Genomic DNA, 20,817 nt, shown 5'->3' with positions numbered 1-20,817 from the left:
TGATCTTTTCATGGTAATATAAACAAAATAGATTAAAATATTTTGAATCATGTGACAATTTAAAAAATATAAGCTTATAAGTAAAGGAGGTTCTAAATTGTCAATTACAGATTTTGATGCAACTACCATAGTTGCTGTGAAACATAATGGTTGTATGGCTTTAGCTGGAGATGGTCAGGTCACTCTGGGCAATACAGTTATGAAGAGTACAGCCAGAAAAGTCAGAAGATTATATAATGGTGAAATTTTAGCTGGTTTTGCCGGGACATCTGCAGATGCTTTTACTCTGTTTGAAAAATTTGAGGGTAAACTGGAAGAATATCATGGAAGTCTGCAGCGGGCAGCTGTTGAGCTGGCCAAAGAATGGCGGACAGATAAAATTTTGCGAAAACTTGAAGCTTTGCTAATTGTTGCGAATCTGGAGGAAATCCTTATAATTTCGGGTAATGGTGATGTGATTGAACCTGATGGCAATATTACTGCTATTGGTTCTGGTGGCCCTTATGCACGTGCGGCTGCTACAGCACTTTCAGAACACAGCCAGGGTCTGAATGCCGGGGATATTGCCAGTGAAGCACTTAAAATAGCGGCTTCTATTTGTATTTATACCAATGAAAATATTACTTTAGAGGAGTTGGATGGAGGTGAGTCTGAAACAGGTGATTAATCAATTAACCCCACAGGAAATTGTTGCTGAACTTGATAAATACATTATTGGACAGAATAAAGCTAAAAGATCAGTTGCAATAGCTTTAAGAAACAGATACAGAAGAAAACTGGTTAAAGATGAGATGAAAGATGAAATCATTCCGAAAAATATTTTGATGATTGGACCTACTGGAGTTGGTAAAACTGAAATTGCACGCAGACTTGCTAAAATTGCCAGAGCTCCATTTATTAAAATAGAAGTGACTAAATTTACAGAAGTAGGTTATGTTGGCCGTGATGTTGAGTCTATGATTAGAGACTTAACTGAATCAGCAATCAGAATGGTAAAGGAAGAAAAAATGGAATCAGTCGAAAAGGAGGCTGAAAAACAGGCGATCCAGCGAATTGTTAATCATATGTTCCCTGCTAAATCAAAAGGGAAAGATGATTATTATTCGAACTTGGTTGATGATATTAATGCTTCTAACTCTGATACTGACGATCGGGTTGCTGCCAGAAGAAAAAGAATGTTTAAAAGAATTAAAGAAGGTAAGTTAGATGATCAAAAAATAGAAATCGAAGTAGAAGAAAGTAATTCTCAGATGATGGAAGTTTTTTCTGAATCTGGTGTGGAACAGATGGGAATTAATTTTCAGGATATGCTGGGCAATATTTTTCCAAATAAAAAGCAGAAAAAGAAAGTTACTGTTGCTCAGGCAAAAGAGATGCTTAAAGATGAAGAAGCACAAAAATTAATTGATATGGATCAGGTTAAGTCAGAAGCGATTGAAAAAGTAGAAGAAGATGGAATAATCTTTTTAGATGAAATTGATAAAATAGCAGGAAGAGAATCAAATTCGGGGCCTGAGGTTTCTCGCCAGGGTGTTCAGCGTGACATTTTACCGATTGTTGAAGGATCAACTGTAAGTACCAAACATGGTTCAGTAAAGACCGATCATATTCTCTTTATTGCTGCAGGAGCTTTCCATGTATCTTCGCCGGCTGATTTAATACCAGAACTTCAGGGGAGATTCCCTTTACGGGTGAATTTAGATAGTCTCAGTCGCGATAATTTTAAAGATATACTGTTACTACCTCAGAATTCTCTGGTTAAACAGTATAAAGCCTTACTTGAAACAGAGGGTATAAAAATTAATTTTACCGAAACTGCAATAGAGGAAATTTCCAGCTTTGCTTATGATATTAATGAAGAGACAGAAAATATAGGAGCCAGAAGGTTGCACACAATAATGGAAAAATTGCTTGAAGATCTTTCCTTTGAGGCTCCAACTATGGCAGACAAAAAAATTGATATTGATGTAGATTATGTAAACGAAAAACTGAAAGATGTAGTTGCAAATAAAGACTTAAGTAAATATATTCTATAATTTAAAAACTGAAAATGGAGGAGATAAAAATGGGTAGTTTATTAGAAAAGAGTAGGAAGATCAACCGTTTATTACAGAGAACAGGTGGTAATGCAGTAGATTTTTCCGATATGGCTTATGTGCTAAAAGAAGCAATGCAGTGTAATGTATATGTAACAAGTAAAAAGGGTAAAATTTTAGGTTATAGTCTGCTTGATGATTTTGAATGTGATATTATGGAAGAAGAAGTGATTGACCACGGTGAATTTCCAGAAGACTATAATAAAGGTCTGTTAAGAATTAGAGAAACAAAGTCAAATATTGAACAAAAAGATGGCAAGTGTGTATTTGCTGATGGTGAGGACTGTTTATTTGAAGATAAATTAACAACTATCGTACCTGTAATTGGGGGCGGAGATAGACTTGGCACCTTAGTTTTAGCTCGTTATGGGTCTGAGTTTAATGATGAAGATTTAGTTCTGGCAGAATATGGTGCTTCAGTTGTTGGAATGGAAATTTTACGTTCCCGCAGTGAGAGAGTAGAAAAAGAAGCCCGTAAAAAGGCAGCTGTTCAAATAGCGATTGACACTCTATCTTACTCCGAGTTAGAAGCAATTGAACATATTTTTGAAGAACTGGATGGAGAAGAAGGCCTATTAGTAGCCAGTAAAGTTGCAGATAGAGTCGGTATTACTAGATCAGTAATTGTAAATGCACTGCGTAAATTTGAGAGTGCTGGAGTTATAGAATCTCGTTCATTGGGAATGAAGGGTACCTATATTAAAGTTCTTAATGATAATCTATTAGACGAATTAGAAAAACTTAAAGCATAAATTTATATTTGCCGATAGATTAACAGTTTTATTTGATTTAGCGGGCTCCTCTTATATAATGAGGAGCCTTTTGAATATTAGCAAAAAAATATTTTTTCTAAAAAGCTTGATTAAAGTTTAAGTCTATGGTATACTTTTTTGTGGCAAAATACACACGATAGTTGATCTAAATGCTGGTGCTGTATTTTATACAGTTGTGTTTAGAGTTGATGCTGTCGGAGGCTAAAACCAGAAAGGAGGTGCAGGAGTTATGTCAGTTGTAAACATGAAACAACTCCTCGAATCGGGTGTTCATTTTGGTCACCAGACTAAGAGATGGAACCCAAAGATGAAACCATATATTTTCACCGAAAGAAATGGGATTTATATCATTGATCTTCAGCAGACAGTTAAGTTAATTGATAAAGCTTATAACTTTGTTAAAGAAGAAGCTGCTGAAGGAAAAAATGTACTGTTCGTTGGAACCAAGCGTCAGGCACAGGAAACTGTTAAAAAAGAAGCTGAAAGATGCGGAATGCCTTATGTTAATCAGCGCTGGTTAGGTGGTATGTTAACTAATTATCATACTATCAAAAAGCGTATTGATCGCTTAGAAGAGATTGAGCAGATGGAAGAAGAAGGTATTTTTGAAGTTCTTCCTAAAAAAGAAGTTATCGAGTTAAACAAAGAACACGATAAACTTCAGAGATTCCTCGGTGGAATTAGAGATATGAATGGTTTACCAGATGTAATCTTTATCACAGATGCAAGAAAAGAAGATATTGCAGTTTCTGAAGCAAGAAAACTTGATATCCCTATTGTATCAATTTTAGATACTAACTGTGATCCAGATCTGATAGATTATGTCATTCCTGGTAATGATGATGCTATTAGAGCTGTCAAATTGATTACCAGTGTTATTTCTGACGCAGTACTTGCTGGAAAGCAGGGTAAACAGGAAGCTGAAGTTAAAGAAGAAGCTGAAGCTGAAGAAAATACTGCTGAATAATTTAGAACTAATAAAAGCGCTGGTAAAGTTTTTATGCTTTGCAGCGCTTTTTTTCTAGCATAATTTAATTATATTTAGCAAAAATTAGTTAAATATTGATTGAATATGCTGAAGTATTATTTTGCAAAACAGAATAAATAATTTATTTGTTATTATAAGGAGGTTTTAATAAATGGGAGTTACAATGAAAGATATAAAAGAGCTTCGTTCCCGAACCGGTGCTGGTGTTCTTGACTGTAAGAAGGCTCTTAATAAAGTTGACGGCGATATTGAAGCAGCTGTTGAACACTTAAGAGAAAAAGGAATGGCTGCTGCTGCGAAAAAGGCAGGTAGAGTTGCAGCTGAGGGATTAGTTAGCTTAAATATAAGTGATGATCGTAAAAAAGGTGTTCTGGTTGAGGTTAACTCTGAGACTGATTTTGTTGCAAAAAATGATAATTTCCAGACTCTTGTTGCTGAGATTTCCGAACATCTAATGCAGAGTGAGGCAGAAACAGTAGAAACTGTTGAGAATGAATCCTGGTTTAAGGATGAAAATGAAACAGTTAGTGATGTTATTAAAGCAGCAATTGCCAATATTGGTGAAAATATCAACTTGAGAAGATTTAAAAGAGTTGAAACCGATGGTTATTTATTTGGATATATCCATATGGGTGGAAAAATTGGTGTGCTAGTTGAATTTGCTAATGAATTCACTGAAGAAAAAGCCCAAACTGCCAAAGATATTGCCATGCACATTGCAGCAATCAATCCAGAATTCTTAGATCGTGATTCTGTTGATGCAGAGTCTATCGAAAAAGAAAAGAAAATTTATAAAGAGCAAATGTTAAATGAAGGTAAACCTGAGCATATTATTGATCAGATTGTAGAAGGTAAGATCAATAAGTATTATACCCAGGTCTGTCTTTTAGAGCAGCCCTTTGTTCGAGACGATGACAAAACTGTTGGTGAAATATTATCAGAAAATGATATGGAAGTTAAGCAGTTTACTCGCTTTGAAATTGGTGAAGGAATCGAAAAGAAAGAAGAAGACTTCGCTGCTGAAGTTGCTGCAATGACAAAAAATCAATAATAATTAAAAAAGGAGAGCACTTAGAGAAAGTGTTCTCTTTTTTTAAGTAAATTTGCTTATAAAAAAGGAATTAGCTTAAAATTGAAGAATAATATTTAATGGAGGTTAATTATATAATGACAGAAAAACCAGTTTATTCAAGAATACTGCTTAAGATTAGTGGGGAGGCTCTCGCCGGTAATAACGGCTTTGGTATTGACCCGGAAATGATCAAAAAAATTGCATCCGAAATAAGTGATGTTGTTAAAACTACAAGTGTTGAAATGGCAGTTGTAGTTGGTGGAGGTAATATTTTTAGAGGTATTGCTGGGAGTGCAAAGGGAATGGACCGTGGAACTGCTGATTATATGGGGATGCTGGCAACTGTAATTAATGCTCTTGCCCTACAGGATGCCATAGAAAAATTTGACATCGAAACCCGAGTTCAGTCTGCAATTGAAATGCGTCAGATAGCTGAGCCTTATATTCGAAGAAGAGCAATTAGACATCTTGAAAAAGGGAGAGTTGTAATTTTTGCTGCTGGAACCGGTAACCCTTTCTTTTCAACAGATACCACTGCTGCTTTAAGAGCTGCTGAAATTTCTGCAGATGCAATCTTAATGGCTAAAAATGTAGACGGGATTTATGATTCTGATCCTGCTGTTAATGAAGATGCCCAAAAACACGATACTCTATCTTACATTGACTTATTAAATAATTCTTTAAGAGTTATGGATTTCACAGCAGTTTCTCTCTGTATGGATAACAAAATTCCTTTAAAAGTATTTGCAGTAAAAAAAGAGGGCAATATTAAGCGGGTTTTGCTGGGCGAAAACATTGGAACTTCTGTTAGTTAACTATTAGATTTGAGGAGGACAAATTTATGTTTAGAGAAGTAATGAAAGAAACAGAAAAAAAGATGGAAAAAACTCTTGAAAAAACAAAAGAAGATTTAAATACTATTAGAACCGGACGTGCTAGACCTTCACTTGTGGAAAATATTAAAGCAAACAACTATGGAGTAGCTACTCCGATTCAGCAGATGGCAAAAGTTTTCGCACCTGAGGCAAGACAGATTGTAATTGAGCCCTGGGATAAAAATAATATTGAAGCAATTGAAAAAGCAATTATGCAGGAAAATCTTGGTTTAAATCCCAGTAATGATGGCAGTGTTATTAGAATTAATATTCCTCAGTTAACTGAAGAAAGAAGAAAAGAGCTTGTTAAGATTTTACATGAAAAAGCTGAAAAAGGTAGAATAGCTATTCGTGCAATCAGAAGAGATTCCAATGAAGAACTGGAAATGTTAGAAGATGAAGGTGAGATTTCTGAAGATAATATGCACAGAGGTCTGGATAACGTGCAGGAATTAACTGACGATTATATAGGAAAACTAAATGATATTGTAGAGAAAAAAGAAGAAGAGATAATGGAAGTATAGATATGGAATTTGAAAAATTTTTAGCTTCTCCACTAAAAAAAGCAGTAGATTTTATGGAAGAAAATCAGTTTAATTACAAACTGACACAGGTTAAACCTCCATCTCATTATGATAATAAATTTAAAAATAAGGGTCTTAAGAGAGTTCTTAAGCTTGAAAAAGTAACAGATTATTATCTTATAACCTGGTCTTTTCAATATAACAGCTAATTTATACCCCCTTTTTAGGGGGTAATTAATTAATTGGAAGGAATGATTTTATGAATACTCCCAGAAATATTGCAATTATTATGGATGGTAATGGCCGCTGGGCAAAACAGAGAAATAAAGGTAGAAGTGCCGGTCATAAAGAGGGTGTTAAAACTTTAAAAAAAATAGTAAAAGCAGCAGTAAATTTAGAAGTTGAGTCATTAACTGTTTATGCTTTTTCTACTGAAAATTGGAAAAGACCAAAAACCGAGGTGGACTTTTTATTAACCCTAATGAAAAAAACAATGCGTAATGAGGTAGATGAACTATTAGATAATGGGGTTAAAGTTAATTTCCTGGGACGAAAGCGTAATCTTTCTCAAAGCTTAATTAGAGAAATTGAATATATTGAGGCTAGATCAAATAATAATAAGAATCTTACTTTAAATATTGCTTTTAATTATGGTGGCAGAGCAGAAATTATTGATGCTGCCAAAAAAATAGCTAAAGACTATAAAAATGGTCAGATTGACCTGGATAAGTTAACAGAAAGTTATTTTGGTAGTTATTTATATAATCAGAATCTGCAAAACATAGAATTATTAATTAGAACCGGTGGTGATCTTCGTTTGAGCAATTTTCTGCTCTGGCAGTCCGCTTATGCCGAACTATATTTTGCAGATAAATTTTGGCCTGATTTTACTGAAGATGATTTAAAAATGGCAATCAATGATTTTAAAAATAGAGAAAGAAGATTTGGTGGCTTAAAAGACGGTGATAGTAATGCTTAAAAAAAGAGTGATTAGTGCAATTATAGGTATTTTATTATTAATTTTTTTAGTATTTTCCGGTTCATTCCCATTTTTTTTGACTGTAAGTATGATTGTTGGACTGGCTGTCAGAGAATATAATCGTATGCTTAAAATTGAATCTAAGATATTGAAAAGTATTATTACTATATCTGCTGTTTTAATAGTTTTTAATGTTTATCTGATCTCAAATAATTTTAATTACCTTCCTTCAGGTATTATATTTTTTATTATTATTTTTTCGCTTTATATTTATAATTTAAACAATTATCAGGAAGAAAATTTCATTAATAATATAAGTCATCAGTTATTTTCTATTATTTATATAGGTGGGGGCTTATCTTTTGCTGTCTTTTTAAGAGATATTAATCAGGGACCTTTCTTTACTACTAGTGCATTATGGTTGGTTTTAATAGCTACCTGGTTAACGGATTCTGGGGCTTATTTTGCTGGCAAAAAATTTGGTAAAACACCAATGGCTCCTATCATTAGCCCAAATAAAACAGTAGCAGGTGCTGTCGGAGGAGTATTAACAACAGCTCTTTTTATTATAGTTACAGCTGTTTTTTTAAATGTTTTTAATATCTATTACCTTATATTTGCTTTTACATTCCCGATTATAGCAATTATGGGTGATCTTTTTGAATCCTGTATCAAAAGAAATTTTGATGTCAAAGATACGGGGACCATTATTCCCGGACATGGTGGGATACTGGATCGATTTGACAGCTTTATTTTCACAGCACCTTTTACATATTATTTTATTATTTTACTGCTGGGGTGAGTTAAATGAAGATTAATAAATGGTATATTAAATATTTTTTAATGTTCTTATTTTTACTAGTTAGTTTAGTAATATTAGAACATGTCTTTATCTATTTCACTCCTTTTATAATAGCTGCTGTAATTGCAAGTTTAATAAATCCAATTGTAGATTATCTGGATCGAAAAATTCCAATTCATCGTGGTTTTACTGTTATTATTGTGCTCATACTAGTTATCGTGATTTTGGTGACAATGATTATAATTGGAGGAGCACAGGGATATCTGGAGTTAAACAGGCTTCTCAAAAATCTACCAGATTACAGATCAATTGATTCTCAGCTTAAATGGATCTCAGAACAGAATCAGCAGTTAGAAAATTTTATGGAAAACTGGGAAATATCTGATGCAGTAAAAGAAGCAATTAACAGTAATTTACAGCTTTTATATAATGGGGTCAGGGATGCTTTGATTTCTGTTATAAATTCTATTTTAGAGTTTTTAACTAAATTACCTAGTCTGTTTATGATTTTGTTTATTGCTTTTATTGCTACTTTCTTTATTAGCAGAGATCGGGACAGCATTAAGGAGTTTTTAGTTAACCTGTTTCCGGAAGATGTGCAGCCTAAAATTGCTAATGTTTTTACTCAGTTAAATCGATCTGCTGTCGGTTATATTAGAGCGATGCTGATCTTAATCTCTATTAGTGGTCTGGTGGCGGGAATAGGAGTCAAGTTAATCGGCAATCAGTATGCTTTAATAGTTGGAGTTACAGCAGCAGTACTGGACTTAATACCAATTATTGGGCCTGCCTTATTATTTTATCCCTGGATTATAATGTCGATAATTTTCGGTAATTTTTCTCAGGCTTTTGCCCTTTTTATACTGCATTTATTTCTGGCCGGAATACGTTCTGCTTCTGAAGGTAAAATTATGGGGAAAAGTCTCGGCCTGCATCCGCTGGCAACAATGATAGCTCTTTTTTCGGGGTACCGAATTTTAGGTGCAATTGGTTTTGTTGTTGGACCAACATTTTTAGTTATTATTAAGGCAATAGTCGATTCTGACTTAATTGATATAAAAGAATAATCAAATTTAGTTTTTGAGGTGAAAATCATGAAAGAAATAACAATACTGGGTTCAACAGGTTCAATTGGGACCCAGACTTTAGAAGTAATAAGTGAATTAAAAAACTGGAAGGTTAAAGCTTTAACTGCCTACCAGCAGACTGAACTATTATTTAAACAGATAAAAAAATTCAACCCGGAATTTGTCGTTGTTGTTGAAGAAGAAGCTGCTGTTGAATTAAAAAACAGATTGGCAGCTGAGCCAACAATAAAAACAGAGATTTTAAGTGGTAAACAAAATTTAGAAACTGCTGCAGCTGAAAAAGTTGATATTTTATTAAATGCAATTGTTGGATTTGCTGGTCTGGAGCCCTCAGTCGCTGCAGCAAAAGCTGGTAATGATATTGCGCTAGCTAATAAAGAAAGTTTGGTTAGTGGAGGTCCGGTGTTGACTGAGCTGGTCAAAGAAAATAAAGTTAAACTACTTCCGGTTGATAGTGAGCATAATGCAATTTTTCAGCTTTTAAAGGGTCATCAAAGTGAACTGGAGGAAATTATTTTAACAGCATCTGGAGGTCCTTTCTTTTCTTATTCCAGAGAAGAACTAAGTCAGGTCTCGGTTGAAGATGCCCTTAATCATCCAAACTGGGAGATGGGGAGCAAAATAACTATTGATTCAGCATCTCTGATGAACAAGGGGTTGGAAGTGATTGAGGCTCACTGGTTATTTGACTGTAATTATGAAGATATAAAAGTTTTAGTTCACCCTCAGAGCATTGTTCATTCGATGATCAGGCTGATTGACGGAACAATCCTGGCGGAAATGGGTCCAGCTGATATGAAAATACCAATTCAGTATTGTTTAACTTATCCTCGCCGGTCTGAAACTGCAGGTAATATGCTTGAACTTGATCAGATTGCTGCTCTGGAATTTTTCCAGGCTGATACTGATAAATTTCCAAATTTAAAATATGCATATACTGCTGGTAAAGCGGGAGGAACTTTTCCGGCGGTTTTAAATGCAGCAAATGAAATAGCAGTTTATAGTTTTTTAAGAGGAGAAATTCCATTTCTAGCTATGAGTCGAGTTGTTGCATCTGTTCTGGATCAGCATCACAATATTACTGCCCCTGATTTAGAGGACATTTTGAATTCTGACCAGGAAGCTCGTCGACTGGCAGTGGAGGTTATTAAAGAATGGTTCTAACAATTGTATCATTTATAATTGTCCTTGGAGTTTTAGTCTTTATTCACGAATTTGGACATTATATTACAGCAAAGAAGTCTGATATTATGGTTTCTGAGTTTGCACTTGGTTTTGGTCCCAAGCTGATTTCTAAAAAAGTCGGTGAGACATTATACTCAATTAGAGCAATTCCGCTGGGTGGTTTTTGCAATATGGTGGGAGAATTTCCGGCAGATGATTCAATGCCTGAAGAGGAAAGAAAAATCTATGATCAGGCAAAAGAAAAAGGACGTCTTTTTACTCAAAAGTCAAGTCTTAAAAGATTGGCTGTAATCTTGATGGGTCCAATTATGAATTTTCTGCTTGCGGTTGTGATATTTATTCTTGCTTTTGCTATTTTTGGTGTACCAACTTCTACTACCAAAGATGCAGTTTTAGGTGAAGTTATACCGGAACAGCCCGCTGCTGAAGCAGGTTTAAGAGCAAATGATAAAATTCTTGCTATAAATGGTCAGCAGATTAATAGCTGGGAGGAAATGTCTGCTTTAATTAGAGAAAATGCTGATCAGGAAATAACTGTCCGCTATCAGCGGAAGGGAGAGGTCAACACAATTAATATTACTCCGGTCCAGAGTGAAGATAATGAACGTGGAGTAATTGGAGTTTATCCTCAGTTAATTAGAGAAAATGTGTCTTTTATAAGTTCAATTTCTCTTGGCTTACAGCAGTCATATCAGGTTTTTGTAATGACAATCTCTGGTTTTGTGCAGATGTTTAGGGAGAGCTCGACCGAAGATATTGGTGGTCCAATAATGATCGCTTCAATAATTGGTCAGGCAGCCAGAGTTGGTATTTTGAATGTTTTAAACTGGACAGCTATAATCAGTATTAACTTAGGTATTATCAATTTACTTCCCTTTCCGGCTCTTGATGGTGGAAGAATCTTATTTATATTAATAGAGATGGTTAGAGGAAAGGCCGTAGATCCGCGCAAAGAAAGTTTTGTGCATATGATTGGATTTGCGATTTTAATTCTGTTAATGCTTTTTATTATCTATAATGATTTAATGCGTACTTTCTTTTGAGCAAAATTGAAGTTGAAAATTATTTAAATTTATCAATGCTAACTTACAGAGGTGGATTATGTATAATAGAAGAAAAACTCGAGTTGTGAATTTTGCTGAACAACCTGTAGGAGGAGAAGCACCAGTTTCTGTGCAGTCAATGTGCAATACTAAAACAGAGAATGTAGAAGCAACTGTAAAGCAGATCAAGGAACTGGAAGCAGTTGGATGTGAGATTATTAGGGTTGCAGTGCCCGATAAAAAGGCTGCTCGAGCGCTTTCAAAGATAAAATCTAAAATTAATATTCCTCTAGTTGCTGATATCCATTTTGACTACAGATTGGCCTTAATGGCTGTTGAAAATGGTGTTGATGCACTGAGAATTAATCCAGGAAATATAGGAAGTAATCAGCGGGTACAGGAAGTTGCGCTGGCCTGCAAAAAAAATCAGATACCAATTAGAGTAGGCAGTAATTCCGGATCAATTAAAAAAGAACTGCTGAAAAAATATGGTGGACCTACTGCTGAGGCAATGGTGGAAAGTGCTCTGAGAAATGTTAAAATCCTGGAGGAAAATGATTTTAGAGATATAGTGATTTCATTGAAATCAAGTCACATCTCCACAACGATCAGGGCTTACAGTTTGATGGCTGAAAAAGTTGATTACCCGTTTCATATTGGAATTACAGAATCTGGGACCCCCTGGCGGGGAACAATTAAATCAGCAGCAGGTATTGCTTCTCTTTTAACTCAGGGCTATGGTGACACATTGAGAGTTTCTTTGACCGGTGATCCCATTGAAGAAGTGAGGGTTGGTTGGCAGATCTTAAAATCACTGGAGCTTAGAAAAAAAGGAGTTGAAATAATTTCTTGCCCAACCTGTGGCCGTACAAATATTGATTTAATAGCTCTGGCAGAAAAAATTGAAAAAGAGCTGTTGAAGATAGATAAAGAGATTACAGTTGCAGTGATGGGTTGTGCTGTTAATGGTCCGGGAGAGGCAAAAGAAGCTGATATAGGTGTTGCCGGTGGTATAGAAGAAGGCTTGATTTTTAAAGAAGGAAAGATTATAAAAAAAGTAAAAGAAGATCAACTTTTAGCAGAATTAATGCAAGAAATCAAAAAACTTTAAAATATATTAGAAAACTTTTAGAAGACAAAATATATTTATAGATTGGAAATAGGAGTGATTAGAATGCGCATGTCAAAATTGTATTTACCAACGTTAAAAGAAGATCCAGCTGAGGCTGAGGTTATTAGTCATAAATTGATGTTGAGGGCCGGAATGATGAGAAAACATTCTTCCGGAATCTATTCTTATCTACCGCTGGGTTATCGAGTAATTAAAAAAATTGAAAAAATAACCAGAAAACATATGGACAACAGTGAGGCACAGGAAGTGCTGCTCCCTATTATGCAGACTTCGGAAATCTGGAAAGATTCTAAACGCTGGGATAAATTTGGACCATTAATGATTAAATTTAATGATCGAAAGTCCAGAGAATATTGTCTTGGACCAACTCACGAGGAAGTAGTAACTGATCTGGTACGGGATGAAGTTAGATCATATAAGGATCTTCCTCTTAATTTATATCAGATTCAGACTAAGGTCAGAGATGAAATTAGACCACGTTTTGGGGTAATGCGGGGACGAGAATTTATTATGAAAGATGCTTATAGCCTGGATACCGATTATCAGGGACTTGATCAAAGCTATCAGGCAATGTATGATGCTTATGAAAGAATTTTTGCTGAATGTGGCTTGGAAGCAGTTGCAGTCGAGGCTGATACTGGTGCTATGGGTGGTAAAGACTCACATGAATTTATGGTGCTGGCTGATTCTGGTGAGGATGAGATAGCCTTCTGCAGCCACTGTGACTATGCTGCCAATGTGGAAAGAGCTACTTCTAAAAAAACAGATATAGATTTTGAAGTTGAAGCTGAATTAGAAAAAATACATACTCCAGAGATAAAAACTATCAGTGAGCTGGAGGAATATTTAGAGGTTCCAGCTGCTAAAATGATTAAGGCGGTTGCTATGGTGGCTGATGGCGAAGCTGTTTTAGCTCTGGTCTCTGGTGAAGATGAACTAAATGAAATTAAATTAACAAACTATCTACAGGCAAATGAACTGCGGGCTGCTGAAGAGGAAGAGTTTGCAGAGCTCTTTAACAGTGTTGCCGGTTTCATTGGACCTGTAAATCTGAACAATGTACGAATTGTTGCTGATCAAAGGCTAAAAAATATGTCGGGAGCAGTTGTTGGAGCAAACGAAAAAGATTACCATCTAAAACAGGTTAAGGCTGGCAGAGATTTTGAAGTAGAGGCATTTACAGATCTTCGCTCTGTAAGAGGTGGGGAACGATGTCCAAAATGTGACCAGGGTAAATTAAATATCAAAGATGGAATTGAGGTTGGTCATATTTTCAAATTGGGAACCAAATATAGCGAAAATATGGGAGCCAATTACCTTGATGAAAATGGAAAAGCCCAGCCGATTGTAATGGGCAGTTATGGAATTGGTATAACCAGACTGGTTGCTGCAGCGATTGAGCAGAATAATGATCAGTATGGTATTAAGTGGCCAAAAGCAATTGCTCCTTATCAAATAATTATTCTGCCTCTGGGTAATGATGATCAGGTTCAGGAAAAATCTGAGGAAATTTATCAAAACTTAAAAGCTCAGGGTTGGGAAGTTCTAATTGATGACCGCAGCGAAAGAGCTGGAGTTAAATTTAACGACTCAGAATTAATTGGAATTCCATTACGTCTAACAATTGGTTCACGATCTTTAGAAAATGGTGTAGTGGAGGCAATGATTAGAGAGAATAATAAGAAGTTAGAAATTGAACTTGATAATCTGGAAAAAGAGGTAGAAAAACTTTTTGCAGATATCTCTTAAGTTTTAATTTTTCATCTGGAAGGAGTATTTAATGACAAAGGCAGTAATCTTAAGAGAAAAATCAAATCTATATAAATATTTAGTTTATAATCAGGAAGATAGTATTATTTACTGTATTACAGAAACTGAAAAATCAGCTGCTGCAGAGGCTGAAATAAAAAGAAAAATCCCTCTAGAGCAGAATGATTTTCAGCTAAAAATCATTTCGGATCTTTCTTTGGAGGAAGAATTATTTTTAATCTGGCCTCAAATAATTGCAAATTTTGAGGTCTATTTCTCTTTTTCTAATAACTGGTTAAAAAGAGCTCAGCTTTTTTTAGAAGAGCGGGAAGTGAAAATTAAAGTAGAAACAAAAATGGCTCAGAAAAAGCTGGCACAGCCAAAAGTAATTGCTTTTTTAGAAAACAATTTGAGCAGATATTTAGATGAAATAAAAAAAGTCAGTGTTCATAATGGAGATTTTTTGCCGGAAATAGAAGAAAAATCAGATCCTGCTAAGTTTAAGCAGCGTTCAGAAAGGACTGCTCCTCCAGCTCAAAACTATTCTCAGGGGAGAAGTTCGGGAGGTGGCAGCTCTCACTCTGGTCGTAAACGAAAGAATAAAAATCGCTATGGCAGAGTTATTAGAGGTCAGAAGACCCATGATCTGGTAGAATTAGATACAGAAATTCCTTCGGTTATTGTTGAAGCTGATCTTTTCGATATTGATGTTCGCCAGACCAGAAAGGGCAGTTATCTGTATATCTTAAAAATAACAGATTATGACAGCTCGATATCAGCTAAAACTTTTACTGATAAGAAAGATGATTTTTTAGATGGTTTAAATAAAGGTCAGCATTTAAAAATCAGGGGTAAGGTGAGCTTTGATCCTTACAGCAAGGAATGGGGAATTATATTTAATGATCTGATCCCTCTGGAAAAAGAGACCAGACAGGATAAAGCTGAGAAAAAAAGAGTTGAACTGCATCTCCATACTCAGATGAGTGCCATGGATTCTGTTATTAATGTTAAAGATGTAGTTAAAAGAGCGGGGGACTGGGGTCATAAAGCAATTGCAATTACTGATCATGGAGTTGTTCAGGCTTTTCCAGATGCTTATTCAGCTGGAGAAAAGTATGGTGTAAAAATAATTTATGGTGTTGAAGCATATCTTGTAGATGATGGAGAACCGATTGTTAATAATCCTTATTCCTCTCATTTAGATGAAACAGAATTTATAGTTTTTGATTTAGAGACTACAGGTTTAAATCCCTCCCAGCACGAAATTATTGAAATTGGTGCTGTTAAAATTAAAAATGGGAAAAAAATTGATGAATTCAAATCATTTATCAATCCTGGAGTGAAAATTCCAGCAAAAATTACTGAAATAACAGGAATTAACAGCAGTATGATAGCTGATGCACCTGATTTAAAGACAGTAATTAATCAATTTGTTGACTTTGTTGAATCTGGGGTCCTGGTAGCTCATAATGCAGATTTTGATTATGGTTTTATTCGAACAGCCCTGGAAAGTTTAGAAATTAAAAAAGATGATTATACAGTGCTTGATACACTGGGTCTGTCCAGAGCTCTTGTTAAAGATAGTAAAAATCATAAACTGAATACTCTGGCTAAATATTTTGGAGTTGATCTTGAAAATCATCACCGGGCACTTGATGATGCGGCGGCAACAGCAGAGATACTTTCTCATTTACTGGAGATTATTAAAGAGGATGGTTCAGAAAATCTAGATCAGATCAATAATTATATTTCTAAGATTGACTGGAAAGATTTAAGACCTTTCCATGCCGTTATTCTTGCCAAAAATAAAAAGGGGCTTAAAAATCTTTATAAATTAATTTCTATTTCTCATTTAAATAATTTCTATAAAAAACCAAGGATTTTAAAGAGTGTACTTTTACAGCACCGGAATGGATTAATTATAGGTTCGGCCTGTGAAGCAGGCCAGATTTATAAAGCTTTTGTTAATAATAGGCCTCGAAATGAAATAAAGAAAGTAGCAAAACTTTATGATTATCTGGAGTTGCAGCCGCTGGGGAATAATCAATTTTTGATTCCTGATAAGGTTAATTCAAGAGATGATCTTAAAGAGATAAACAGAAAAATCTATCAGCTGGGGCAGGAATTAAATAAGCCTGTTGTGGCAACAACTGATTCTCATTTTCTGGATCCGAAAGATAGTATTTTTAGAGAAATTTTGCAGACAGGTCAGGGTTTTAATGATGCTGATCAGCAACCTCCAATTTATTACCGGACAACTGAGGAGATGTTAAAAGAGTTTTCTTATTTTGGAGAAAATACTGCTCGAGAAATTGTAGTGGAAAATCCAAATAAAATTGCTGAGCAGATTAGTAAAATTAAACCAATTCCTGACGGATTATTTACTCCAGAGATTGAGGGAGCAGAAGCAGAAATCAGAAATATGTCCTATGAACGGGCACATCAGTTTTACGGTAAAGAGTTACCACAATTAGTAATTGACAGGCTGGAAAAAGAACTTTCTTCAATTATTGAAAATGGTTTTGCAGTTATTTATTTAATTGCGCATAAACTTGTTAAAAAATCACTGGAAGATGGATATTTGGTGGGATCAAGAGGTTCAGTTGGTTCTTCTTTTGTGGCGACAATGACCGAAATTACAGAGGTTAATCCCCTGCCACCTCATTATCGCTGTCCTCAGTGTTCAAAGCATGAGTTTATTACCGATGGATCAATAGGAACTGGAGTTGATTTACCGGACAAAATCTGTCCTGACTGTGGGACTGAATATATTAAAGATGGTTTTGATATTCCTTTTGAAGTATTCATGGGCTTTAAAGGAGATAAGGTACCTGATATTGATTTGAACTTTTCTGGTGAATATCAGGGCAAAATTCATAAATACACTGAAGAATTTTTTGGTAGAGATTATGTCTATAAAGCCGGTACGATTTCTACAATTGCAGATCGGACTGCATTTGGTTTTGTTAAAAATTACCTTGATGATAAAGGGATGGAAGTTAAAAGAGCAGAAATTGATCGACTTGTAGCAGGCTGCACAGGTGTTCGCAGAACTACTGGTCAGCATCCAGGTGGATTAATGATTGTACCGAAGGCAAATAGCATTTTTGATTTTAGTCCAATTCAACATCCAGCCAATGATCAGGATACCGATATTAGAACAACTCACTTTGATTATCATTCAATTAGTGGTCGGATACTTAAGCTTGATTTACTTGGGCATGATGATCCGACTTCACTCAGATTGCTGCAGGATATGACCGGTATTGAACCACAGGATATACCACTTGATGATCCGGATACAATGAGCATTTTTTCTGGTACTGATATTCTGGGGGTTGATCCTGAACTGCTGGGAACTGACATAGGGACTTTAGGAATTCCCGAATTTGGTACTTCGTTTGTTCAACAAATGTTACGTGACACAAGACCCACTACTTTTGCAGAATTAGTTCGTATTAGTGGGCTTTCGCACGGTACTGATGTCTGGTTAAATAATGCTCAGGATTTAATAAGAGATGATAAAGCAGAACTGGCAGAAGTTATTTCAGTTCGTGATGACATAATGAATTATCTTCTTCAGCGAGGAGTTGAACCTTCAACAGCCTTCTGGATTATGGAACATGTTCGAAAAGGTAAGGGACTGACAGAAGAAGAGGAAGAAGCAATGCGGGGAAATAATGTTCCTGACTGGTATATAGATTCCTGTAAGAAGATTAAATATATGTTTCCCAAGGCACATGCTGCTGCTTATGTAACAATGGCTTATAGAATTGCCTATTTTAAAGTCCATCATCCGGCTGCTTTCTATACTGCTTATTTTTCGATTAAAGCTGATGATTTTGATGCTCAGCTTGCCTGTAATGGTAGAGAAAAGGTTGTTAATAAAATAGAAGAGCTGGAAGCACTGGGGAATGACATGACAGCTAAAGAAAGTGGGACTCTTACTGTTTTAAGAATTGTACTGGAAGCTATGATGAGAGGAATTGAATTTTTGCCAGTTGACATTTATGAATCTGAGGCAGATCACTTTATCAAAAAAGATGAAAATAAACTTCTAGCACCGCTGATCAGTCTGCAGGGACTTGGTGGCAGTGCTGCTGAAAGTGTTGTAATTGAAAGACAGAAATCAGATTTCACCTCAATTGAGGAGTTGTCAAATAGAACTTCTCTTACCTCAACAGTTATTGAAGTATTGAGAGAACACGGTTCCCTGGAAGGTATGCCAGAACGGAACCAGCTCTCTTTGTTTTAAATTATTGTTACTGGACACCTGAAAATATTGATCTTAAATTAAAATAAATGATTTAATAATGTATTCAATATTTACGAGAACCCGGTACCATTAAAAACTTGCAAGTCCAAATAAGCTGTGATAGAATTATAAAGGAAAGAGTTCTGATAAATACTAATGTTGATTTTAGGAGTGGGGGTGTCTTCCCACTCTTTTATTATAGTTTAGGTAATTTTTAATAAAAATTAAATATTTAAGAAAGAGGGGTGTCTTATTTGGGGAAAGTTGCTGAAACAGTAACCGATTTTGTACTTCCTATTGCCCATAGTGAAGAATTAAACCTGGTTGATGTTGAATTTTTAAAAGAAGGTAGTAACTGGATTTTACGTATTTTTCTTGAAAATAAAGATGGTGATTTAACTATAGAAGAATGCGAAAAAGTCAGCAGAGCCTTAAGTGTAATTCTGGATGAAGAAGATCCAATTGATAAAAGTTATATATTAGAGGTTTCATCTCCCGGGCTGGAAAGGCCACTTAAAACGGAAGAGGATTTTGAGCGTTTTAAGGGAGAGTTAATTGCGGTTAAAACTTTTAAAAAGATTAATGGAAAAAAAGAGTTTATAGGTACTTTGAAAGATTTTGAAAAGGATAAAATAATATTGATTTTGGCTGATAAGCAGGAGATATCTATTGATTACAGTCTGGTAGCAAGAGCTAATTTAACTTTTGAAATTTAAATTTGAGGGGGGAAAAATATGAATCTAGAATTCATTCAGGCCCTGGATGATATAGAAAAGGATAAAGGTATTTCTAAAGATGTATTATTAGAGGCCATTGAAACAGCACTGGTTTCTGCCTATAAAAAAGATTTTGGTTCTAAAGATAATGTTAGAATTGAAATTTCTGCAGAAGCAGGAGAAGTTAAAGTCTTTTCTCGTAAAGAAGTTGTAGAAGAAGTTGAAAATAAAAATAGCGAGATTGCTTTAGCGGAAGCTGAAAATATAGACAGCAAATATGATATTGGAGATATTGTTGAGATAGAGGTTACACCTGCAAACTTTGGTAGAATTGCAGCCCAGACAGCAAAACAGGTTGTAATGCAGAGAATCAGAGAAGCAGAGAGGGATGTAATTTTTGATCAGTATAAAGAAAAAGAAGATGATCTGATAACAGGTACTATTCAGCGTTTCCATAATGATAATATACTAATAGATATGGGGAAAACTGAAGCTTTACTGCCACCATCTGAGCAGATTGCTGGCGAAAGATATGAAATTGGAGAAAGAATTAAACTCTATGTAGTTGAAGTAAGCACTACAAATAAAGGTCCAAGAATTTTGGTATCCAGAACTCATCCTGGACTTTTAAAAAGACTTTTTGAAATTGAAGTTCCGGAAATTTTCCAGGGACTTGTGGAGATTAAAGCTGTAGCCAGAGAAGCTGGTCAGCGTTCTAAAATGGCAGTAAGCAGTTCTGACAGTCAGGTTGATCCTGTTGGAGCCTGTGTTGGTCCAAAGGGAATGAGGGTTCAGGCAGTTGTAGATCAGTTAAACAATGAGAAAATTGATATAGTTAAGTGGGATGATAATCCTGAAGTTTTTGTTGCCAATGCCTTAAATCCGGCTGAGGTAGTTAGTGTTAATATTAATAAATCAGAAAAGATTGCAGAGGTTGTTGTTCCAGATTTTCAGCTTTCTCTTGCAATAGGTAAAGAAGGTCAGAACGCCCGCCTGGCTGCAAAGTTAACTGGTTGGAAAGTTGATATTAAAAAGGAATCTGAAGTTGAAGCAGAACCTGAAAATATTGAGGAGATTGAACAGAGTGCGGCCGAACTGGCAGAGAGTTTAGATGAGTTTGAAGAAAGTAATGAGGAATTAGATCAGAATGAAATAGAGACTGAAGCAGCTGAAAAATCTAAGGCTAATACCGAAGCTGAAGTCGAAGAAGATTCTGAAGAGCTAGAAAAACTGGATTAAATTTATCAAATAAAAAATCTTAAGGAGGATTGAGATTGCAGAGTAGAAGCCCTATTCGTCAATGTGTAGGTTGTGGTGCCAGAAGAGACAAGATTGAACTTTTAAGAGTCGTAAATAATAAAGGAGAAATTTTAGTTGATCCAGGTGGAAGAACCCCTGGACGAGGTGCTTATCTCTGTCCTAATATGGATTGTTTAGATAAAGCAGTAGAAAAAGGTGCTCTAAAAAAAGCACTAAGGAAAGATATTTCTGATGAAATTTATGAAAAAATTTCGGAGGAGATTAAACATGATTAACTAAC

19 protein-coding genes are annotated in these 20,817 nt (G+C 35.3%); all 19 read left to right on the top strand.

Annotated elements, in window-relative coordinates; all coding sequences use genetic code 11:
• Positions 1-97: 97 nt before the first annotated feature.
• The 19 genes from hslV to rnpM all read left to right on the top strand — a co-directional run bounded on the left by hslV (position 98) and on the right by rnpM (position 20,812).
• Positions 98-667, top strand: coding sequence for an ATP-dependent protease subunit HslV (gene hslV, locus BW929_RS01300; RefSeq protein ID WP_076543553.1), 570 nt, complete (start codon positions 98-100; stop codon positions 665-667).
• A complete protein-coding gene (gene hslU / locus BW929_RS01295) occupies positions 639-2,036 on the top strand; it encodes an ATP-dependent protease ATPase subunit HslU (protein WP_199505763.1) in 1,398 nt (465 codons plus the stop codon). The genes hslV and hslU overlap by 29 nt, the downstream gene beginning before the upstream one ends.
• 29 nt (positions 2,037-2,065) lie before the next feature.
• Positions 2,066-2,848 carry a GTP-sensing pleiotropic transcriptional regulator CodY gene (gene codY / locus BW929_RS01290; protein ID WP_076543551.1) on the top strand — a complete coding sequence of 261 codons (783 nt, stop codon included), beginning with the start codon at positions 2,066-2,068 and terminating at the stop codon, positions 2,846-2,848.
• Between the two features lie 250 nt (positions 2,849-3,098).
• Complete coding sequence (rpsB, locus tag BW929_RS01285) at positions 3,099-3,836, top strand: 30S ribosomal protein S2 (RefSeq protein WP_076543550.1); 738 nt, start codon at positions 3,099-3,101, stop codon at positions 3,834-3,836.
• Between the two features lie 172 nt (positions 3,837-4,008).
• Complete coding sequence (tsf, locus tag BW929_RS01280) at positions 4,009-4,908, top strand: translation elongation factor Ts (RefSeq protein WP_076543549.1); 900 nt, start codon at positions 4,009-4,011, stop codon at positions 4,906-4,908.
• A gap of 116 nt (positions 4,909-5,024) precedes the next feature.
• Positions 5,025-5,744, top strand: a complete 720-nt coding sequence (gene pyrH, locus BW929_RS01275; RefSeq protein WP_076543548.1) for a UMP kinase — start codon at positions 5,025-5,027, stop codon at positions 5,742-5,744.
• A 26-nt stretch (positions 5,745-5,770) separates the two neighbouring features.
• Positions 5,771-6,328 carry a ribosome recycling factor gene (gene frr / locus BW929_RS01270; protein ID WP_076543547.1) on the top strand — a complete coding sequence of 186 codons (558 nt, stop codon included), beginning with the start codon at positions 5,771-5,773 and terminating at the stop codon, positions 6,326-6,328.
• Positions 6,329-6,330: 2 nt separating this feature from the next.
• Positions 6,331-6,537 (top strand): hypothetical protein, encoded by a 207-nt coding sequence (locus BW929_RS01265; RefSeq protein ID WP_076543546.1) that lies wholly within the window; start codon positions 6,331-6,333, stop codon positions 6,535-6,537.
• A 50-nt stretch (positions 6,538-6,587) separates the two neighbouring features.
• A complete protein-coding gene (locus BW929_RS01260) occupies positions 6,588-7,307 on the top strand; it encodes an isoprenyl transferase (protein WP_076543545.1) in 720 nt (239 codons plus the stop codon).
• The gene (locus BW929_RS01255) at positions 7,300-8,109 is read left to right on the top strand and encodes a phosphatidate cytidylyltransferase (protein WP_076543680.1); all 810 of its coding nucleotides are present in this window, start codon (positions 7,300-7,302) and stop codon (positions 8,107-8,109) included. The genes BW929_RS01260 and BW929_RS01255 overlap by 8 nt, the downstream gene beginning before the upstream one ends.
• 5 nt (positions 8,110-8,114) lie before the next feature.
• Positions 8,115-9,176 (top strand): sporulation integral membrane protein YtvI, encoded by a 1,062-nt coding sequence (gene ytvI / locus BW929_RS01250; RefSeq protein ID WP_076543544.1) that lies wholly within the window; start codon positions 8,115-8,117, stop codon positions 9,174-9,176.
• A gap of 27 nt (positions 9,177-9,203) precedes the next feature.
• Positions 9,204-10,361: a 1-deoxy-D-xylulose-5-phosphate reductoisomerase gene (locus BW929_RS01245; RefSeq protein ID WP_076543543.1), complete on the top strand. Its 1,158-nt coding sequence runs from the start codon at positions 9,204-9,206 to the stop codon at positions 10,359-10,361.
• Complete coding sequence (gene rseP, locus BW929_RS01240) at positions 10,352-11,425, top strand: RIP metalloprotease RseP (RefSeq protein ID WP_076543542.1); 1,074 nt, start codon at positions 10,352-10,354, stop codon at positions 11,423-11,425. Before BW929_RS01245 ends, rseP begins: the two co-directional genes overlap by 10 nt.
• A gap of 58 nt (positions 11,426-11,483) precedes the next feature.
• Complete coding sequence (gene ispG / locus BW929_RS01235; RefSeq protein ID WP_076543541.1) at positions 11,484-12,536, top strand: flavodoxin-dependent (E)-4-hydroxy-3-methylbut-2-enyl-diphosphate synthase; 1,053 nt, start codon at positions 11,484-11,486, stop codon at positions 12,534-12,536.
• A gap of 63 nt (positions 12,537-12,599) precedes the next feature.
• A complete protein-coding gene (locus BW929_RS01230) occupies positions 12,600-14,306 on the top strand; it encodes a proline--tRNA ligase (RefSeq protein ID WP_076543540.1) in 1,707 nt (568 codons plus the stop codon).
• A 31-nt stretch (positions 14,307-14,337) separates the two neighbouring features.
• Positions 14,338-18,561 (top strand): PolC-type DNA polymerase III, encoded by a 4,224-nt coding sequence (locus BW929_RS01225; RefSeq protein ID WP_076543539.1) that lies wholly within the window; start codon positions 14,338-14,340, stop codon positions 18,559-18,561.
• Positions 18,562-18,806: 245 nt separating this feature from the next.
• Positions 18,807-19,277 carry a ribosome maturation factor RimP gene (gene rimP, locus BW929_RS01220; RefSeq protein WP_084566039.1) on the top strand — a complete coding sequence of 157 codons (471 nt, stop codon included), beginning with the start codon at positions 18,807-18,809 and terminating at the stop codon, positions 19,275-19,277.
• Between the two features lie 18 nt (positions 19,278-19,295).
• Positions 19,296-20,516: a transcription termination factor NusA gene (gene nusA / locus BW929_RS01215; protein ID WP_076543537.1), complete on the top strand. Its 1,221-nt coding sequence runs from the start codon at positions 19,296-19,298 to the stop codon at positions 20,514-20,516.
• Between the two features lie 35 nt (positions 20,517-20,551).
• Positions 20,552-20,812, top strand: coding sequence for an RNase P modulator RnpM (rnpM, locus tag BW929_RS01210; RefSeq protein WP_076543536.1), 261 nt, complete (start codon positions 20,552-20,554; stop codon positions 20,810-20,812).
• Positions 20,813-20,817 lie beyond the last annotated feature (5 nt).

The sequence above is a fragment of the Halanaerobium kushneri genome, from assembly GCF_900156285.1.
GTDB classification, from domain to species: Bacteria; Bacillota; Halanaerobiia; order Halanaerobiales; family Halanaerobiaceae; genus Halanaerobium; species Halanaerobium kushneri.
Note: the sequence above shows the minus strand (reverse complement) of the source record. Positions and strands in the feature narration are given on the sequence as shown.